A 14,880-nucleotide genomic window follows, 5' to 3' on the forward strand; every position below is an offset into this window, starting at 1 on the left:
GTTTAAAAGCGAACTGCGACAAAGGTAAAGCGAAAGCGGGAAAGGGCCTTAAAATCAGGCGCCGCGCGCTTCCAGCACCCGGACACGCTCCTCTATCGCGGCGAGGTCCTCGGCGAACGTGCCGGTAACGGATTTCGCCATGACAAGGAGGCCAGCCGTGTCGCGGCGCTGCTTGCGGACGAGATCTTCGAGTCCGTCGAAACGAGCATTCACGCCGGCAAAAAGCTTACGATGCTCCGCAAGGTCTGCCTGAATCGACTTCAGGATTTCGAACATCGCTGTCTGCGCGTTCTCGCTCATGATGAGAACATAGCATAAACATGCTCTGTCGCAAGGGCAGAGCACAGGGGGCGTCTCAGCCCTTCCGAAGCGCCTCGACGCCCGGCAGGGCCTTGCCTTCCATCCATTCGAGGAAGGCGCCGCCCGCGGTCGAGACATAGGTCAGGTCGTTGGCCACGCCGGCATTGTTCATCGCTGCAACGGTGTCGCCGCCGCCGGCGACCGCGACGAGATTGCCCGCTCTGACGCGCTTTGCCGCGGCCCTGGCGACGGTGACGGTCGCCGTGTCGAAGGGCGGCAGCTCGAAGGCGCCGAAAGGGCCGTTCCAGACCAGCGTCTTGATCGAGTCGAGCCTGAGCACGACCTCGGCGACGCTGAGCGGGCCGGCATCGAGAATCATCTCGTCGGCGGCGACTTCGCCGATCTGGACGACGCGGTGGCCGGGATTTGGCCTGAATTCGCGGGCGACCAGCGCATCGACAGGCAGCATGATCTCGCAGCCTGCGGCCTTGGCCTTCTCCTCGATCTCGCGGGCGGTTCCGGCAAGGTCATGCTCGCAGAGCGATTTGCCGACATTGACGCCGCGCGCCGCGAGGAAGGTGTTGGCCATGCCGCCGCCAATGACGAGGACGTCGACCTTCTTCACGAGATTGCCGAGCAGTTCGAGCTTGGTCGAGACCTTGGCGCCGCCGACGATCGCCATGACCGGGCGGGCGGGGTTGTCGAGGCCGGCGGACAGCGCCTCGAGTTCGGCCTGCATGGTGCGGCCGGCATAGGCCGGCAGCACATGGGCGAGGCCTTCCGTCGAGGCATGGGCGCGGTGGGCGGCGGAAAAAGCGTCGTTGACGAAGAGGTCGCCATTGGCGGCGAGCGCCTTGACGAACTCAGGGTCGTTCTTCTCGTCGCCGGCGTGGAAGCGGGTGTTCTCCAGCAGCAGAACCTCGCCGTTCTTCGCGGCGGCGACGGCCCTGGCGACGTCCTCGCCGATGCAGTCGGACACGAAGGTCACGGGGGCACCCAGCGCATGCGCCAGCGCCGGCACGACCTGCTTCAGGCTGTTCTTCTCGTCGGCGCCCTTGGGCCGGCCGAAATGAGCGAGCAGGACGACCTTGGCGCCCTTCGCCGACATCTCGCGGATCGTTGGCAGGATGCGGTCGATACGCGTCGTGTCGGTGACCTTGCCGTCCTCCATCGGGACGTTGAGGTCGACGCGGACAAGCGCGCGCTTGCCCGCGAGGTCGGCGTCGTCGAGCGTCCTGAAGCTCATCGCGGCAGCAAGCCCCCGAACAGCCCCGGCACGCCGAATTTCAGCACCAGGATGGTGAGGATGACGGTAAGGACGGCCGTGACGACCGCCGTAGTGAAGAGGGTGGCTGCGCGCGGCGTCGCGTCGACGCGGTCGCGAAGGCTCGCCATCTCACCGCGGATCGCGGCGAAATCCATGGTTCCGGCGGCGGCATCGACCTTGTGGGCGCTGCGCTCCAGCGAAGCCTCGGCGCGGGTCAGGACGGCTTCGTAGCGGGCGAACTTCTCCTCGATGCGCGCGGCCTTCTCCTCGATCCGGGAGAGCTGGTCGAGCTGGCGCGGCTCGGTGAGGAGCGCGGCATCGGGCGAAGCGGTGGCGCTGCCGACGACATAGGGTGTGCCGTAGGTCGGTGCGGGTGTGACGGTCGTCGGGACGGAAGCGTCGGCAGGCGACGCGACGGTCGGCTCGATCTTGGCCATGGTCGTTCCGTTCGATTCGAGAAGGGAGCGGGGCCGCGCCAGCGCGGCTCCGGCAGGTTTCGAGCGCGGAGGGCATTGCCGATGCGGAAAACAGGTTCCCGCGTTGTCGCGCAATGCCCTTGCGTCGGATCAGAGCAGCTTGCCCATGGCGACGGCGGTGTCGCTCATGCGGTTCGAGAAGCCCCACTCGTTGTCGTACCAGGCGACGACGCTGACGAACTTGTCGTCCATGACCTTGGTCTGGTCGAGCGCGAAGGTCGACGAGGCCGGGTCGTGGTTGAAGTCGATCGAGACGTTGGGCTGGTCGGTGACCGCGAGGATGCCCTTGAGCGCGCCACGCTTGCTGGCCTTGACGATGGCGTCGTTGATCTTCTCGACCGTGGTCTTGCGCTTGGCGATGAACTTGAAGTCCACCATCGAGACGTTGGGGGTCGGCACGCGCACCGAGGAGCCGTCGAGACGGCCCTTGAGCTCGGGGATGACGAGGCCGATCGCCTTGGCGGCGCCGGTCGAGGTCGGGATCATCGAGAGCGCGGCGGCGCGGCCGCGGTAGAGATCCTTGTGCATCGTGTCCAGCGTCGGCTGGTCGCCGGTATAGGCGTGGATCGTGGTCATGAAGCCCTTGTCGATGCCGACGGCGTCATGGAGCACGCGCACGACCGGCGCGAGGCAGTTGGTGGTGCAGGAGGCGTTCGAGACGACGACATGGTCGCTCGTCAGCTGACCGTCATTGACGCCGAAGACGACGGTCAGGTCGGCGCCGTCGCAGGGCGCCGAGACCAGAACGCGCTTCGCGCCCGCGGCAAGATGCGCCGAGGCCTTCTCCTTGGTGGTGAAGATGCCGGTGCATTCCAGCGCGATATCGACGCCGAGCGCCTTGTGCGGCAGATCCTTGGGGTCGCGCACGGCGGTGACCTTGATCGGGCCGCGGCCGACATCGATCGTGTCGCCGGAAACCGTCACCGTGCCGGGGAAGCGGCCATGGACGGAATCGAAGCGGAAGAGATGGGCATTGGTCTCGACCGGGCCGAGATCGTTGATCGCCACGACCTCGATGTCCTTGCGCTTCGACTCGATGATCGCACGCAGTACGTTGCGTCCGATGCGGCCGAAGCCATTGATCGCCACCTTGACCGTCATCTCAAACCTCTCCTTCAGCCCTAACCACAGCGCTTGCACGCCATTCATGCGGGCAATTCGGCCAAAGCGTGGCCGAACGCAAGTGTTTCGATGAGAAAATCATCGCCGCTGCCGGGGCTTTCTCACGCTTTAGGCGATGATCAGCCGTTATGGCGCTTGATCGCGGCCTCGGCCACCGCTTCCGGCGTGATGCCGAAATGCTTGTAGACCTCCTTGTAGGGTCCGCTCGCCCCGAAGGAGGACATGCCGACGAAGATGCCGTCATGCCCGATCACGGCATCCCAGCCGAAGCGCACGCCGGCCTCGATCGCGATCTTCACCGGAGCGGTGCCAATGACGGCGGCCTGCGTCGCCTCGTCCTGCGCCTGCAGCAGTTCAAGCGAGGGCACGGAGACGACGCGCGCCTTGATGCCCTTCTCGGCCAGCAGCTTGCGCGCGGCGACCGCGATCTCGACCTCGGAGCCCGAGGCGAAGAGCGAGACCTCGGCTTTGCCGGCCTCGGCCGGCAGAAGCTCGTAGCCGCCCTTGGCCGAGCGGTTGGTCGCGGTCGCATCGGTGCGCAGCTGCGGCAGGTTCTGGCGCGAGAGGGCGAGCACGGTCGGCCCCCCGGTGTTCTCCAAGGCGAACTGCCAGGCCTCGGCGGTCTCGATCGTGTCGGCCGGGCGGAAGACGTGCATGTTCGGCATGGCGCGCAGCGAGGCGATCTGCTCGACCGGCTGGTGCGTCGGGCCGTCCTCGCCGAGGCCGATCGAATCATGGGTCATGACGTAGACCACCGGCAGGCCCATCAGGGCGGCAAGCCGCATCGAGGGGCGGGCATAGTCGGCGAAGACGAGGAAGGTGCCGCCGCCGGTGCGGAAACCGCCATGCAGGGTGATGCCGTTCATCGCGGCGGCCATGCCGTGCTCGCGGATGCCGTAGCGGACATAGCGGCCCTTCGGGGTCTTCGGCGTGAAATCCTCGGCCGCCTTGGTGCGGGTGTTGTTGGAGGGCGTCAGGTCGGCCGACCCCATCACCAGCTCCGGCATCACCGGCGTGATGGCCTCCAATGCGAGTTCCGAAGCCTTGCGGGTCGCGACCGCCTGTGGCGCGGCGATCAGCGCTTTCTTGTGGGCAAGGATCACCTTGTCGAGCCTGGCCGGGATTCTGTGCGCCAGGCGGCGGTCGAATTCGGCGCGCTTGCGCTCGGAGAGGGCGCCGAAGCGGCCCTTCCATTCGGAGTGCGCGGCGGCGCCGGCCGCACCGAAGCCGCGCCAGGCCTTGAGGGTGTCGGCTGCGACCTCGAAGGCGCCTCCGGTGATGCCGAGCGCCTTCTTGGCGGCGGCGAGTTCCTCGGCGCCGAGCGGCTCGCCATGGGCCTTGGAGGTGCCGGCCTTCTTCGGCGCGCCGAATCCGATCACCGTCTTGCAGGCGATCATGGTCGGCTTGCTCGACTTCTGGGCGCGGCGGATCGCGGCCTCGATCGCCACGGGATCATGGCCGTCTACCCGCTCGGAACGCCAGGCGCAGGCCTTGAAGCGAGCGACCTGGTCGACCGAATCGGAGATCGTCAGCGGGCCGTCGATCGAGATGCCGTTATCGTCCCAGAGCACGATCAGCTTGTTGAGCTTGTGGTGGCCGGCGAGCGCGATCGCCTCCTGGCTGATGCCCTCCATCAGGTCGCCGTCGGAGGCCAGCACGAAGGTATGGTGGTCGACGACTTTCTTGCCGAATTCGGCGGCGAGCATGCGCTCGGCCATCGCCATGCCGACGGCAGTCGCCAGGCCCTGGCCGAGCGGACCCGTGGTGGTCTCGATCCCGGCGGTCATGAAGTTCTCGGGGTGGCCCGGCGTCTTGGAGTCGATCTGGCGGAACTTCTTGAGGTCGTCGAGCTCCATGCCGGGCACGCCGGTCAGGTAAAGCAGGGCGTAGAGCAGCATCGAGCCATGGCCGGCCGAGAGCACGAAGCGGTCGCGATCGGGCCAGCGCGGGTCGGCGGCATCGTATTTCATGACGCGGGTGAAGAGCACGGTGGCGACGTCGGCTGCGCCCATCGGCAGGCCGGGGTGGCCGGATTTCGCCTGCTCGACGCCGTCCATGGCGAGGCCGCGAATGGCGTTGGCGAGCTTGTCGTGCTGGGTGCGGTCGGTCGATGTCATGATGGTCTATGGCTCCGTCTGGCGGGAGGACGAGGCCGCGGCCAAATCCTGCGCTTGCGGCAGGCCGGGGACGGTCCGAATTCCGATGTCGCTGTATCGTTTCGAATGGTGGCCCGGATTAGGCCGCTGGCTCGGTTCGAGTCAATTCGGCCGGAGCCCGCGCCGGCTGCCGGAGCGGCGCCGCAATCGGCGTCTGCTGCAACCGCGAAAGCAGCAACCGGGCTCAAGCCCTTGGGATCGGGCGGCATCTCCGGCAGGGAGATTCACGTTTTCAGGCGACATGGGCTAGGGTCCCGAATCGTGTGAGCCGGCTTCGATCTGAAGGGGGAGCGACGGTGGCGAGCCTGATGCTGGAGAATGCCCTGACGCGGCTCGATGGCGCGCTGGCGCAACTCGAGGCCGCTGCGCGGCGGCGCGTCGACGCCGAGCGCGGGCGGGCCAATCTGGAAACGGAACTGGCACTGATGCAGGATGATCGCGCGCGGCTCGCGGCCGAGCTCGACGGGGCGACGGCGCGGCTCGGCGATGTCGAGACCGCGGCGGCCGATGTGGACCAGCGCCTCGAGCGCGCCATGAATGTCATCGGCGCCGTGATCGCGCGTGCCCAAGCCGATGCCGAGCCGCAGGATGCGGCCGGCATGGGGCCGGGCGAGCTGGAACCAGCCTATCCGGAGCCGGCGGAAGCCGGGCCCGGGCAGCGGGAGCATTGAGCGGGGACAAGCCATGCCGCAAGTCAATGTCACCATCGCCGGCAAGGCCTACCGCATGGCCTGCGGAGAGGGCGAGGAGCCGCATCTCGAAGATCTCGCCCGAATCTATGACGGCAAAATCCAGGAGATGCGCCAGGCTTTCGGCGAGATCGGCGACATGCGCCTGCACGTCATGGCCGCGCTGATGGTTGCCGACGAGGCCTCCGAATTGCAGCGGCGCGTCTCCAGACTGGAAGCCGACCTCGCTTTGCTGCAGGGCGATGCGGGCTCGGCCGACCGGCGCCTCGGCGAGGTCGAGGACAGGGCTGCCGAGGCGCTGGTCGCCGCGGCCGAGCGGATCGAGGGCATCGCGAAGAGCCTGATTCCGACGTCGGTCGGCTAAAGCACACTGGCGCTTTGCCGGCGCATTCCCTACATTGTTGAAGCTGGGCTGCCTGGTGCGTGCAGAGAATGTATTCCCGGGCCCATACGACTCCCTAGGGAGCTGTCCCTGACCGGGTCCCTGGACCCGGACACACGGCGCCCACCTACTTTGTAGGTGTCCCGGGATCGAAATCTCCACGGCCAAGGTGGCTCAGCACTGTTCCATGACGGATACCTCCTCTCCGATCAGCGCCGCCCAACGGAAATCCGCGCTGCGCGGGGCCGCGCTGGCGCATCGTGACGCGCTCGAAATCGACGACCGCCTCGAATGGGACCCGCTGATCGCAGAACGCGTGCTAGCCCTGCCAGCCTTCGGCGAGAGCGCCGGCCCGGTTTCAGCCTATTGGCCGATGGGCTCCGAGGCCGATCCACGCCCGATCGCGGAGGGCCTGCATGCGCAGGGTCTACCGCTTTGCCTGCCGGCCATCGTCGCGAAGCGGATGTTGTTCCGGCGCTGGGCGCCCTATGAGCCGATCGTGCCCGGCGGCTTCGGCACGCTCGTCCCGCAGCCCGCGCAGCCCGAGGCCGTGCCCGCCATCCTGATCGTGCCGCTCGCAGCTTTCGACCGGCGCGGTTACCGCATCGGCTACGGCAAGGGCTATTACGACGCGAAGCTCACCGAGCTGGGCGACGTGATCAGCATCGGCATCGCCTATGCCGCGCAGGAGATCGATGCGGTGCCGGACGAAGCGCATGACCGGCGCCTCGACTGGATCGTGACCGAACGCGAGACGATCCGCTGCGGTTGATTCCCGGCCGCATTCGCGCGACGGAGGGGCTTGGTTCCGTCCGGACAAGCTCACATGCGTTTTCTCTTCCTCGGTGATGTCGTCGGCCGCCCCGGGCGGATCGCGGTGCAGGACCGCCTGCCGACCTTGCGCCGTGCCTGGGCGCTGGACTGCGTCGTCATCAATGGCGAGAACGCGGCGGGTGGCTTCGGCATCACCGAGACGATCTGCGACGAACTCCTGGCGGCGGGGGCGGATGCGGTCACGCTCGGCAACCATTCCTGGGACCAGCGCGAGGCGCTCGTCTTCATCGAGCGTCAGGACAGGCTGGTGCGCCCGGCCAATTATCCGAAGGGCACGCCCGGACGCGGCGCCGCCGTGATCGAGGCCAGGAACGGCGCGCGCGTGCTCGTCGTCAATGTGATGGGCCGCATCTTCATGGATGCGCTCGACGACCCGTTCCAGGCGATCGAGCGCGAGTTGTCGGCCTGCCCGCTGGGCGAGGTCGCCGACGCCGTGATCGTCGATTTCCATGCGGAGGCGACCAGCGAGAAGCAGGCGGCAGGCCATTTCCTCGACGGCCGCGCCAGCCTCGTCGTCGGCACGCATACCCATGTGCCAACCTCCGACACGCGTATCCTGCCGGGTGGCACGGCTTACCAGTCCGATGCCGGCATGTGTGGCGACTATGATTCTATCCTCGGCATGCAGAAGGAGGAGCCGGTGCGGCGCTTCCTGCAGAAGACGCCGGGCGCACGGCTCGAACCTGCGACCGGCGAAGGCACGCTGTCGGGCGTTGCGGTCGAGATCGACGATGCCACCGGGTTGGCGAAGGCGGTCTGGCCGATCCGGATCGGGCCGCATCTGAGCGAAGCGCTGCCGACGGGCTGGCTCGGCGGCTGAGGCTGGCGAGCGGCCGCAACTACGATTTGGCACTCCTCGCGAGCAGTCCTGCCCCAAGCATCGCCAGACGGCAGACCGTTCGGACGCCCAGGGCGCCGATGTCGTTCTCCGGCACGAACTCGACGAGGTTGAAGCCGATGATCGGTGCGCGAGCCGCCACACCGTTCAGCAGTTCGACGATGTCGGCATAGCCGAGCCCGCCCGGCGCAAAACCGGTGATGCCGGGCACCACGGACGGGTCGAGGCCGTCGACATCGAGGCAGATGACGACCGGGCGGCCCTCGGGCACGCAGTTGCTGGCATGGCCGAGGCCTTTCGCCCGCAGCGTCCGCATGTCGATGATCTGCGATCCCGCTGCTTTGGCATCGGCGACATCCGAGGGGCGGGCGCTGCCCATGCCGCGCGCGCCGATCTGCACCATCGCCTTGACGCCGGCGAATTCCGACGCCCGCCGCATCGTGCTCGACAGGCCCCAGCGCTCGCCCTGGACCTCGTCGCGCCAATCGATATGCGCGTCGATCTGGACGATGGTGATGTCGGTATGCGCCGCAAAGGCGGCCAGCGCCGGGATCTGGACGCTGTCGTCGCCGCCGAGCAGCAGCGGTGCCGCTCCCCGGCTCAGCAATCTGGCGTAGGTCGTCTCGATCCGAGCGCGGTTGGCGGCGAAGTCGCTGGGGTCGAAAGCGATGTCGCCGCTATCCAGCAGCCGTGTTTCGGGCGGGAGCAGCGGGCCGCCGAGATCGAAATCGTAATGCGCGCGATTGGGCCCATGGCGTTGGCTGGCGGCGCGGATGGCTGCTGGCGCGGTGCCGCATAGGAGAGCGCCGGAACCATAGGGCGTCGCGCCGGGGATGCCGATCGCAACGACGGCTCCCTTCGCAACGGCATCGACCGCGACGATGTCGGAACCGAGGAAGGCGGAGCCGCCGGCGGGACGGTCGGGACTGTCGAGGCGCATGCGAAAACCCTGAGTGCGGCGAAGGCCCGAGATATGCGGCGGCGGTCGGCCGTCAGGCAAGCGAACTCATGATCATGGCGCTGTGCCGGCTTGCCTGTCTGCGAAAGCGACGCCTATAAGGCCGACGATCCGCCGCGTGCCCGTGATGGGGCTGCGAGCGTCATTTGACCGCTGCAAGATCAAGAGGCTGAATTCCCATGGCCGGCCATTCCCAGTTCAAGAACATCATGCACCGCAAGGGCAAGCAGGACGCGGTGCGCGCCAAGCTGTTCTCGAAGCTCGGCCGCGAAATCACCGTCGCCGCCAAGATGGGCATGCCCGATCCCAACATGAACCCGCGCCTGCGCATGGCGGTGATCGCCGCGCGCGCCGAGAACATGCCCAAGGACAATATCCAGCGCGCCATCAACAAGGCCGCCGGCGGCGAGGGCGATAATTATGACGAGGTCCGCTACGAGGGCTATGGCCCGGGCGGCGCCGCCGTCATCGTCGAGGCGCTGACCGACAACCGCAACCGCACCGCGTCTGCCGTGCGCTCCTACTTCACCAAGTCGGGTGGAGCGATGGGCGAGAGCAACTCGGTGTCGTTCATGTTCAACCGTGTCGGCGAGGTCAGCTATCCGCCCGCGGCCGGCGATGCCGACAAGGTGATGGAGGCCGCGATCGAGGCTGGTGCCGACGACGTCATCTCCGACGAGAACGGTCACACCATCCTGTGCGCTTTCGACAGTCTGAACGAGGTCTCCAAGGCGCTGGAAGTGTCACTCGGCGCGCCGGCCTCGGCCAAGCCGGTCTGGCGCCCGACGACCTCGGCGCCGCTCGACGAGGAGAAGGCGGCCTCGATGATGCGGCTGATGGAGGCGCTCGACAATGACGACGACGTCCAGAACGTCTTCGCCAATTTCGAGATCGCCGACGACATCATGGCGAAGCTCAGCGCCTGAGCGGGGCTCGCGTCATTCTCGGGCTTGACCCGAGAATCGGGTCCAGGATTGAGCCGGGAGCGCCAGCGTCGACGAGATGCCCGGGTCAAGCCCGGGCATGACGCGTGGGCCTAACGCCCGACCAATCCATCCCACAGCGGCAGGCTCACCATCGCGCTTAGGAAGATCACGGCATAGGCGATGCGACGGAAGGTGCTTTCGCTCGCCAGCTGGAAGCCATGCGTGCCGGCCCAGAGCGCGACGCCATAGCCGGCGAAGAGCGGCACGGCCATCATCATTGCGGCCATCGTCAGGATGCCCTTCTGCCAGAGGATCGCGCCGCTGATCAGCGTGGAGATGCCGAAGAAGGTCTGCAGGTTGGCGCGCGTCTTGTGCCGGTCGTTGCGCTGGGCGCCGAGCCAGAACACCGCGAGCGGCATGCCGCCGATCGAGGCCATGCCGTTGAACAGGCCCGACAGCACGCCGACGCCGAGCGAGAGCGGAATGCCCGGCCGGCCGTGATAGCGCCAGCCGGAGGCCATCAGCGCGACGGCGGTGAGGACAAGCCCGGCGAGGATCCAGCGCATCGTCTCGCGGTCGAGCCAGAGCAGCAGCCAGAGGCCGGCGGGCAAAGCGAGCGTCGCGGTCAGAAGCAGCGGCAGGACCTCGCGCCACTCGGCCTGCCTGGCGTTGCGCGCCGCGATCGGCAGGGCGAACGGCAGGTCGATGCACCAGATCAGCCCGAGAGCCGCCACGGGGCCGATCACCATCGAGGCCAGCGGCATGAACACCATCGCGAAGCCGAAGCCGGTGAAGCCGCGCACAAGGCCGCCGAGCATGGTCGCCGCCAGCAGGACGGCCAGGCCGGCGGCGGAGACGCCGGGAAACAGGGAGCCGAGGAGATCGTTCATGCCGTCCGGGGTCGCAGATGAGAAAGCAGGCGCAGTCCTTCGCACCAACAGCCAAGCGGGCGCAGGGGCAACCCCTCTCCTTGTGATGCGACCGATGCGCGGCGCTCATCGGTTGGCGGAGGATCGAAGGGGATCGTTAGGATGATGCATGGAACAAAGCGTGTCCAAGGGCTAGGCTGCGCACGACATGAACCCACCGATTCGCATTCTCGGCATCGACCCCGGCCTCCGGAAGACGGGCTGGGGTGTCGTCGTTTCGGAGGGCAGCAAGCTTGGCTTCGTCGCCTGCGGCTGCGTCGAGAGCGAGGCCGCCCTGCCGTTGTCGGAGCGGCTGCGGCAGTTGCATGAAGGATTGACGCGGATCGTCGCATCGTTCGCGCCCGACGAGGTCGCGGTCGAGGAGACCTTCGTCAATCGCGATCCTCAATCGGCGCTGAAGCTCGGCCAGGCGCGCGGGGTCGCCCTCGTCGTACCGGCGCTGGCCGGGCTCAGCGTCGCTGAATACGCCGCCAACCTCGTCAAGAAAACGGTGGTCGGTGTCGGTCATGCCGACAAGAAGCAGATTCAGATGATGATCCGCGTCCTGTTGCCCAAAGCCGAGACCAGATCGGCCGACGCGGCGGATGCTCTGGCGGTCGCGATCTGCCATGCCCAGCATCGCGGCATGCGTGCGCTGGTCGCGCAGATGCGGGCGGGGTGAGAGTGTGCCGGATGACGGGGGAAGCATGACATGATCGGCAAGCTCAAGGGCATCGTCGATTCCTATGGCGAGGATCATGTCATCCTCGACGTGCAGGGCGTCGGCTATGTGGTGCAGTGCTCGGCGCGCACGCTGCAGCGCCTGCCCAAGCCGGGCGAGGCCGCGGTGCTCTCGATCGAAACGCATGTGCGCGAGGATGCGATCCGGCTCTACGGCTTCATGTCAGACAATGAGCGGGACTGGTTCCGGCTGATGCAGATGGTCCAGGGCGTCGGTGCCAAGGTCGCGCTCGCGATCCTCTCGACGCTCGATCCCGGAGCGCTCGCGACCGCGCTCGCCACCAACGACAAGGCGGCGATCGCGCGGGCGCCCGGCGTCGGGCCGAAGCTGGCGCAACGCATCTGCGCCGAACTCAAGGACAAGGCGCCGGCCTTCGGCCATGTCGATCCGGGCGTGGCACAGCTCGCCGGCGCACTTGGCGACAAGACGCTGCCGCAGCCCGTGGCGGATGCGGTCTCGGCACTGAGCAATCTCGGCTATCCGCAGGCGCAGGCGGTGGCGGCCGTGGCGGCGGCGTCGCGCGAGGCGGGCGAGGGCGCGGGGACGGCGCAACTCATCAAGCTGGGGTTGAGGGAGCTGGCGAAGTGAGCGGCAGCAGCAGGCTGACCGTCGCTCCGGTCGAGGACAAGTCCGCTTTCCTCGCGCTGATGCTGGCGAGCTGGGGCTCGCACAGCATGATGATCGACCTCACCGTCTATGATTGCGCGGAGCTCGATCTGCTGGGCGTCGCCGGCAAGGACGGGGCTATCATGGCCTATGCGAGCTGGACGATGCGGGGGGATGTGGCGCTGCTTTGCGCGCTGCATTCGGTCGCGCCGGGGCAGGGTGCCGCGGTTCGCTTGCTCGAAGGGGTGAAGGCGGCGGCGCGGGCGCGGGGGGCCGCGCGGCTGAAGGCGATGCTGACGAACGACAATATGCCGGGCCTCGCCTTCTACCAGACATGCGGCTTCCGCTTTTCCCGGCTCCATATCGAGGCCATCGACAATTTCCGCTCGGTGGTTCCGACCATCGTGCGGACGGGTTACATGGACATCCCGATCCATGACGCGCTCGAACTGGAGATTGAGCTTTGAGCGAGGCGCGCCGCCCCGGACTGCTCTCTGCCGAGAAGCGCGAAGACGACAGCGAGACCTCGCTGCGGCCGCTTTCGCTCGTCGATTTCACCGGCCAGGCGGCGGCGCGTGCAAACCTGCAAGTGTTCATCGAGGCGGCAAAGGCACGCGGCGATGCGCTCGACCATGTGCTGTTCGTCGGCCCGCCGGGCCTGGGCAAGACGACGCTCGCCCAGATCGTGGCGCGGGAACTCGGCGTCAATTTCCGCTCGACCTCGGGGCCGGTCATCGCCAAGGCCGGCGACCTCGCGGCGCAGCTCACCAATCTCGAAGAGCGCGACGTGCTCTTCATCGACGAGATCCACCGGCTCAACCCGGCGGTCGAGGAAATCCTCTATCCGGCGATGGAGGACTACCAGCTCGACCTGATCATCGGTGAGGGGCCGGCGGCGCGCTCGGTCAAGATCGACCTGCCCAAGTTCACGCTCGTCGGAGCCACCACCCGGGCGGGCCTGCTGACGACGCCGCTGCGCGACCGTTTCGGCATCCCGATCCGTTTGCAGTTCTACACGGTCGAGGAACTGCAGAGCATCGTGGCGCGAGGCGCGCGCGTGCTCGGCGTGCCGATGTCGGATGACGGGGCCAACGAGATCGCCAAGCGCTCGCGCGGGACGCCGCGTATCGCGGGACGGCTGCTGCGGCGCGTGCGCGACTTCGCCATCGTCGACGGCGACGCGATCGTGACGCGCAGCGTTGCCGACAAGGCGCTGAAGCTTCTCGATGTCGATCCGATCGGCCTCGACCAGATGGACCGGCGCTACCTGACCACGGTGGCGATCAATTTCGGCGGCGGCCCGGTCGGGATCGAGACGATCGCGGCTTCGTTGTCGGAGCCGCGCGACGCGATCGAGGAGATCATCGAGCCCTTCCTGCTGCAGCAAGGCTTCATCCAGCGCACGCCGCGTGGCCGTATCCTGACGCCGCACGCTTTCCGGCATCTCGGCATGCCGGAACCCAGCCGCGAGGCGGCGCAATTCGGGCTGTTCGGGGACGGGGAGGAATGACGATGCAGGTTTCGAGGCGGGCGTTCGCGACGGTTCTGACCATGCTCTTGCTGTCCGGTCCCGCTCCTTCCCTCGCGGCCGAACCTGCCCCCGAGGCCCCGGTCCGCGAGGGCTACGCGATCACCATCCGCCAGCTCGCCGGTTCCGGGCCCAATCCGGTGCCGGCGCCCTGGCAGCCGCCGCATCGCGACAGGCTGATGAGCAAGGGGCTGGCGCTGCTGTTCGCGCGCGACGACCTCTATCAGAAGGAGGCCGGTGAAATCGGCAATCTCGGTGCCGATCCCTTCCTCAGCGGGCAGGATGGCGAGGTGAAGAACCTGCGCGTCACGGTCACCGGGAAGCCGGCGAACGGCAAGGCGCTCGTGACCGCGTCCTTCGTCAGCTTCAAGCAGCCGGTCAGCGTCCGCTTCCGCATGATCGACGAGGGCGGTGCCTGGAAGATCGACGACATCGTCAACCGTGTCGACGGCAAGGACTATCCGGTTCGCGAAACGCTGACGCAGCCCTATGCCTGCGGGTCCTTCATGAAGAAGCCCTGCAAGCGCTGAACGCGTGCAGGGCCTCGTCTCCTTGCCCGCGCTTCGCTTGTCAGCCTGTGCCGAAAGGCTCAGCGCGCAAATTTGGAGCGATGCATCGCAGAGCGCTGGCCGCCGTGGTCGAGCGCGCCGGACTTGGCCGTCTTGCGGGTCGTGACGGATTTCATGCCGGTATCGGCGGTACGGCTGGTCGGGCGCTGCGCCGCCTGCTGACGTTGCTTCAGCGCCAGCGCCTTGCGGGCGAGGCTGCGCTGGCTCGGCTGGTGCAGCTTCTCGGTGCGGCGGGTCTGCTCCGCCCCGACGCGCTTGAGCGCGACGGTGAGGGCGTCGGCCTTGGCCTTGGTGCCGCTGTTGTCGCTTGCTGCTTCCGTGCCCTGCGGAGCGACCTTGCCGCGGAATTCGCGGCGCTGGCGGCGAGCCCTGTCGCGGGCCTTGTCGCGACGCTCGCGCAGTGTCTTCGCGAGATCGGGCAGGTCGGCGTCCGGCACATCGCCGATCGCCCTGCTGCGGGTGCGGGCGACGAGGTCGAACTCGCTTTTGTCGAGGAGCCGTTCGAGCTGCTTGGTCGATAGCGACATGGGTTTTTCCTTTTCTTGTGGTTCTGGTCTCCCTGGAGGAACAACGCCCCTG

At 67.4% G+C, this 14,880-nt stretch carries 18 protein-coding genes and 1 other RNA gene; 11 read left to right on the forward strand and 8 right to left on the reverse strand.

Annotation, left to right across the window (positions count from 1 at the left end; genetic code table 11):
- Window positions 1–54 precede the first annotated feature (54 nt).
- The 5 genes from C8D03_RS14295 to tkt all read right to left on the reverse strand — a co-directional run bounded on the left by C8D03_RS14295 (window position 55) and on the right by tkt (window position 5,282).
- The gene (locus tag C8D03_RS14295; protein ID WP_108047054.1) at window positions 55–300 is read right to left on the reverse strand and encodes a hypothetical protein; all 246 of its coding nucleotides are present in this window, start codon (window positions 298–300) and stop codon (window positions 55–57) included.
- A 55-nt stretch (window positions 301–355) separates the two neighbouring features.
- Window positions 356–1,546, reverse strand: coding sequence for a phosphoglycerate kinase (locus C8D03_RS14300; RefSeq protein ID WP_108047056.1), 1,191 nt, complete (start codon window positions 1,544–1,546; stop codon window positions 356–358).
- Window positions 1,543–2,004: a hypothetical protein gene (locus C8D03_RS14305; RefSeq protein ID WP_108047058.1), complete on the reverse strand. Its 462-nt coding sequence runs from the start codon at window positions 2,002–2,004 to the stop codon at window positions 1,543–1,545. The genes C8D03_RS14300 and C8D03_RS14305 overlap by 4 nt, the downstream gene beginning before the upstream one ends.
- A 129-nt stretch (window positions 2,005–2,133) precedes the next feature.
- On the reverse strand, window positions 2,134–3,144 hold the full coding sequence (gene gap / locus C8D03_RS14310) for a type I glyceraldehyde-3-phosphate dehydrogenase (RefSeq protein WP_108047060.1): 1,011 nt from the start codon (window positions 3,142–3,144) through the stop codon (window positions 2,134–2,136).
- A 140-nt stretch (window positions 3,145–3,284) separates the two neighbouring features.
- On the reverse strand, window positions 3,285–5,282 hold the full coding sequence (tkt, locus tag C8D03_RS14315; protein ID WP_108047062.1) for a transketolase: 1,998 nt from the start codon (window positions 5,280–5,282) through the stop codon (window positions 3,285–3,287).
- Between the two features lie 335 nt (window positions 5,283–5,617).
- On the opposite strand from tkt, the gene C8D03_RS14320 reads away from it, so the two are divergent.
- The 5 genes from C8D03_RS14320 to C8D03_RS14340 all read left to right on the forward strand — a co-directional run bounded on the left by C8D03_RS14320 (window position 5,618) and on the right by C8D03_RS14340 (window position 8,046).
- Window positions 5,618–5,992: a DUF4164 domain-containing protein gene (locus C8D03_RS14320; protein WP_348981701.1), complete on the forward strand. Its 375-nt coding sequence runs from the start codon at window positions 5,618–5,620 to the stop codon at window positions 5,990–5,992.
- Window positions 5,993–6,005: 13 nt separating this feature from the next.
- The gene (locus tag C8D03_RS14325; RefSeq protein ID WP_108047066.1) at window positions 6,006–6,374 is read left to right on the forward strand and encodes a cell division protein ZapA; all 369 of its coding nucleotides are present in this window, start codon (window positions 6,006–6,008) and stop codon (window positions 6,372–6,374) included.
- Window positions 6,375–6,416: 42 nt separating this feature from the next.
- A non-coding RNA gene (gene ssrS, locus C8D03_RS14330) (6S RNA) lies at window positions 6,417–6,572 on the forward strand.
- Window positions 6,573–6,579: 7 nt separating this feature from the next.
- Window positions 6,580–7,164 (forward strand): 5-formyltetrahydrofolate cyclo-ligase, encoded by a 585-nt coding sequence (locus C8D03_RS14335; RefSeq protein ID WP_108047068.1) that lies wholly within the window; start codon window positions 6,580–6,582, stop codon window positions 7,162–7,164.
- A gap of 54 nt (window positions 7,165–7,218) precedes the next feature.
- Window positions 7,219–8,046: a TIGR00282 family metallophosphoesterase gene (locus C8D03_RS14340; RefSeq protein WP_108047070.1), complete on the forward strand. Its 828-nt coding sequence runs from the start codon at window positions 7,219–7,221 to the stop codon at window positions 8,044–8,046.
- Window positions 8,047–8,065: 19 nt separating this feature from the next.
- On the opposite strand, the gene C8D03_RS14345 is transcribed toward C8D03_RS14340, so the two are convergent.
- On the reverse strand, window positions 8,066–9,004 hold the full coding sequence (locus C8D03_RS14345) for an arginase family protein (protein ID WP_108047073.1): 939 nt from the start codon (window positions 9,002–9,004) through the stop codon (window positions 8,066–8,068).
- A 197-nt stretch (window positions 9,005–9,201) separates the two neighbouring features.
- Here C8D03_RS14345 and C8D03_RS14350 point away from each other — a divergent pair, with 197 nt between their 5' ends.
- Window positions 9,202–9,948 (forward strand): YebC/PmpR family DNA-binding transcriptional regulator, encoded by a 747-nt coding sequence (locus C8D03_RS14350; RefSeq protein ID WP_108047075.1) that lies wholly within the window; start codon window positions 9,202–9,204, stop codon window positions 9,946–9,948.
- Between the two features lie 110 nt (window positions 9,949–10,058).
- Here C8D03_RS14350 and C8D03_RS14355 read toward each other — a convergent pair whose 3' ends face one another.
- Window positions 10,059–10,838 carry a sulfite exporter TauE/SafE family protein gene (locus C8D03_RS14355; RefSeq protein WP_108047077.1) on the reverse strand — a complete coding sequence of 260 codons (780 nt, stop codon included), beginning with the start codon at window positions 10,836–10,838 and terminating at the stop codon, window positions 10,059–10,061.
- A 187-nt stretch (window positions 10,839–11,025) separates the two neighbouring features.
- On the opposite strand from C8D03_RS14355, the gene ruvC reads away from it, so the two are divergent.
- From ruvC to C8D03_RS14380, 5 genes are read left to right on the forward strand one after another with little or no spacing between them, the layout of a single operon-like run.
- Window positions 11,026–11,538, forward strand: coding sequence for a crossover junction endodeoxyribonuclease RuvC (ruvC, locus tag C8D03_RS14360; RefSeq protein WP_108047079.1), 513 nt, complete (start codon window positions 11,026–11,028; stop codon window positions 11,536–11,538).
- Between the two features lie 30 nt (window positions 11,539–11,568).
- A complete protein-coding gene (gene ruvA, locus C8D03_RS14365; RefSeq protein ID WP_108047081.1) occupies window positions 11,569–12,186 on the forward strand; it encodes a Holliday junction branch migration protein RuvA in 618 nt (205 codons plus the stop codon).
- On the forward strand, window positions 12,183–12,671 hold the full coding sequence (locus tag C8D03_RS14370; RefSeq protein ID WP_108047083.1) for a GNAT family N-acetyltransferase: 489 nt from the start codon (window positions 12,183–12,185) through the stop codon (window positions 12,669–12,671). The genes ruvA and C8D03_RS14370 overlap by 4 nt, the downstream gene beginning before the upstream one ends.
- Entirely contained in the window at window positions 12,668–13,714 is a 1,047-nt protein-coding gene (gene ruvB, locus C8D03_RS14375; protein ID WP_108047085.1) for a Holliday junction branch migration DNA helicase RuvB, read from the forward strand. The genes C8D03_RS14370 and ruvB overlap by 4 nt, the downstream gene beginning before the upstream one ends.
- The gene (locus tag C8D03_RS14380) at window positions 13,711–14,262 is read left to right on the forward strand and encodes a DUF3828 domain-containing protein (protein ID WP_108047087.1); all 552 of its coding nucleotides are present in this window, start codon (window positions 13,711–13,713) and stop codon (window positions 14,260–14,262) included. Before ruvB ends, C8D03_RS14380 begins: the two co-directional genes overlap by 4 nt.
- Before the next feature lie 59 nt (window positions 14,263–14,321).
- On the opposite strand, the gene C8D03_RS14385 is transcribed toward C8D03_RS14380, so the two are convergent.
- Window positions 14,322–14,828 carry a hypothetical protein gene (locus C8D03_RS14385; RefSeq protein WP_108047089.1) on the reverse strand — a complete coding sequence of 169 codons (507 nt, stop codon included), beginning with the start codon at window positions 14,826–14,828 and terminating at the stop codon, window positions 14,322–14,324.
- Between the last annotated feature and the right edge of the window lie 52 nt (window positions 14,829–14,880).

The sequence above is a fragment of the Bosea sp. 124 genome (assembly GCF_003046175.1).
Taxonomy (GTDB): Bacteria; Pseudomonadota; Alphaproteobacteria; order Rhizobiales; family Beijerinckiaceae; genus Allobosea.

Coding starts and splice junctions, on each gene's coding strand:
- C8D03_RS14385 (WP_108047089.1), bottom strand. CDS start 14,828: ATGTCGCTATCGACCAAGCAGCTCGAACGGCTCCTCGACAAAAGCGAG.
- ruvC (WP_108047079.1), top strand. CDS start 11,026: ATGAACCCACCGATTCGCATTCTCGGCATCGACCCCGGCCTCCGGAAG.
- ruvA (WP_108047081.1), top strand. CDS start 11,569: ATGATCGGCAAGCTCAAGGGCATCGTCGATTCCTATGGCGAGGATCAT.
- C8D03_RS14340 (WP_108047070.1), top strand. CDS start 7,219: ATGCGTTTTCTCTTCCTCGGTGATGTCGTCGGCCGCCCCGGGCGGATC.
- C8D03_RS14380 (WP_108047087.1), top strand. CDS start 13,711: ATGACGATGCAGGTTTCGAGGCGGGCGTTCGCGACGGTTCTGACCATG.
- C8D03_RS14300 (WP_108047056.1), bottom strand. CDS start 1,546: ATGAGCTTCAGGACGCTCGACGACGCCGACCTCGCGGGCAAGCGCGCG.
- gap (WP_108047060.1), bottom strand. CDS start 3,144: ATGACGGTCAAGGTGGCGATCAATGGCTTCGGCCGCATCGGACGCAAC.
- C8D03_RS14325 (WP_108047066.1), top strand. CDS start 6,006: ATGCCGCAAGTCAATGTCACCATCGCCGGCAAGGCCTACCGCATGGCC.
- C8D03_RS14350 (WP_108047075.1), top strand. CDS start 9,202: ATGGCCGGCCATTCCCAGTTCAAGAACATCATGCACCGCAAGGGCAAG.
- C8D03_RS14295 (WP_108047054.1), bottom strand. CDS start 300: ATGAGCGAGAACGCGCAGACAGCGATGTTCGAAATCCTGAAGTCGATT.
- tkt (WP_108047062.1), bottom strand. CDS start 5,282: ATGACATCGACCGACCGCACCCAGCACGACAAGCTCGCCAACGCCATT.
- C8D03_RS14335 (WP_108047068.1), top strand. CDS start 6,580: ATGACGGATACCTCCTCTCCGATCAGCGCCGCCCAACGGAAATCCGCG.
- C8D03_RS14355 (WP_108047077.1), bottom strand. CDS start 10,838: ATGAACGATCTCCTCGGCTCCCTGTTTCCCGGCGTCTCCGCCGCCGGC.
- C8D03_RS14345 (WP_108047073.1), bottom strand. CDS start 9,004: ATGCGCCTCGACAGTCCCGACCGTCCCGCCGGCGGCTCCGCCTTCCTC.
- C8D03_RS14305 (WP_108047058.1), bottom strand. CDS start 2,004: ATGGCCAAGATCGAGCCGACCGTCGCGTCGCCTGCCGACGCTTCCGTC.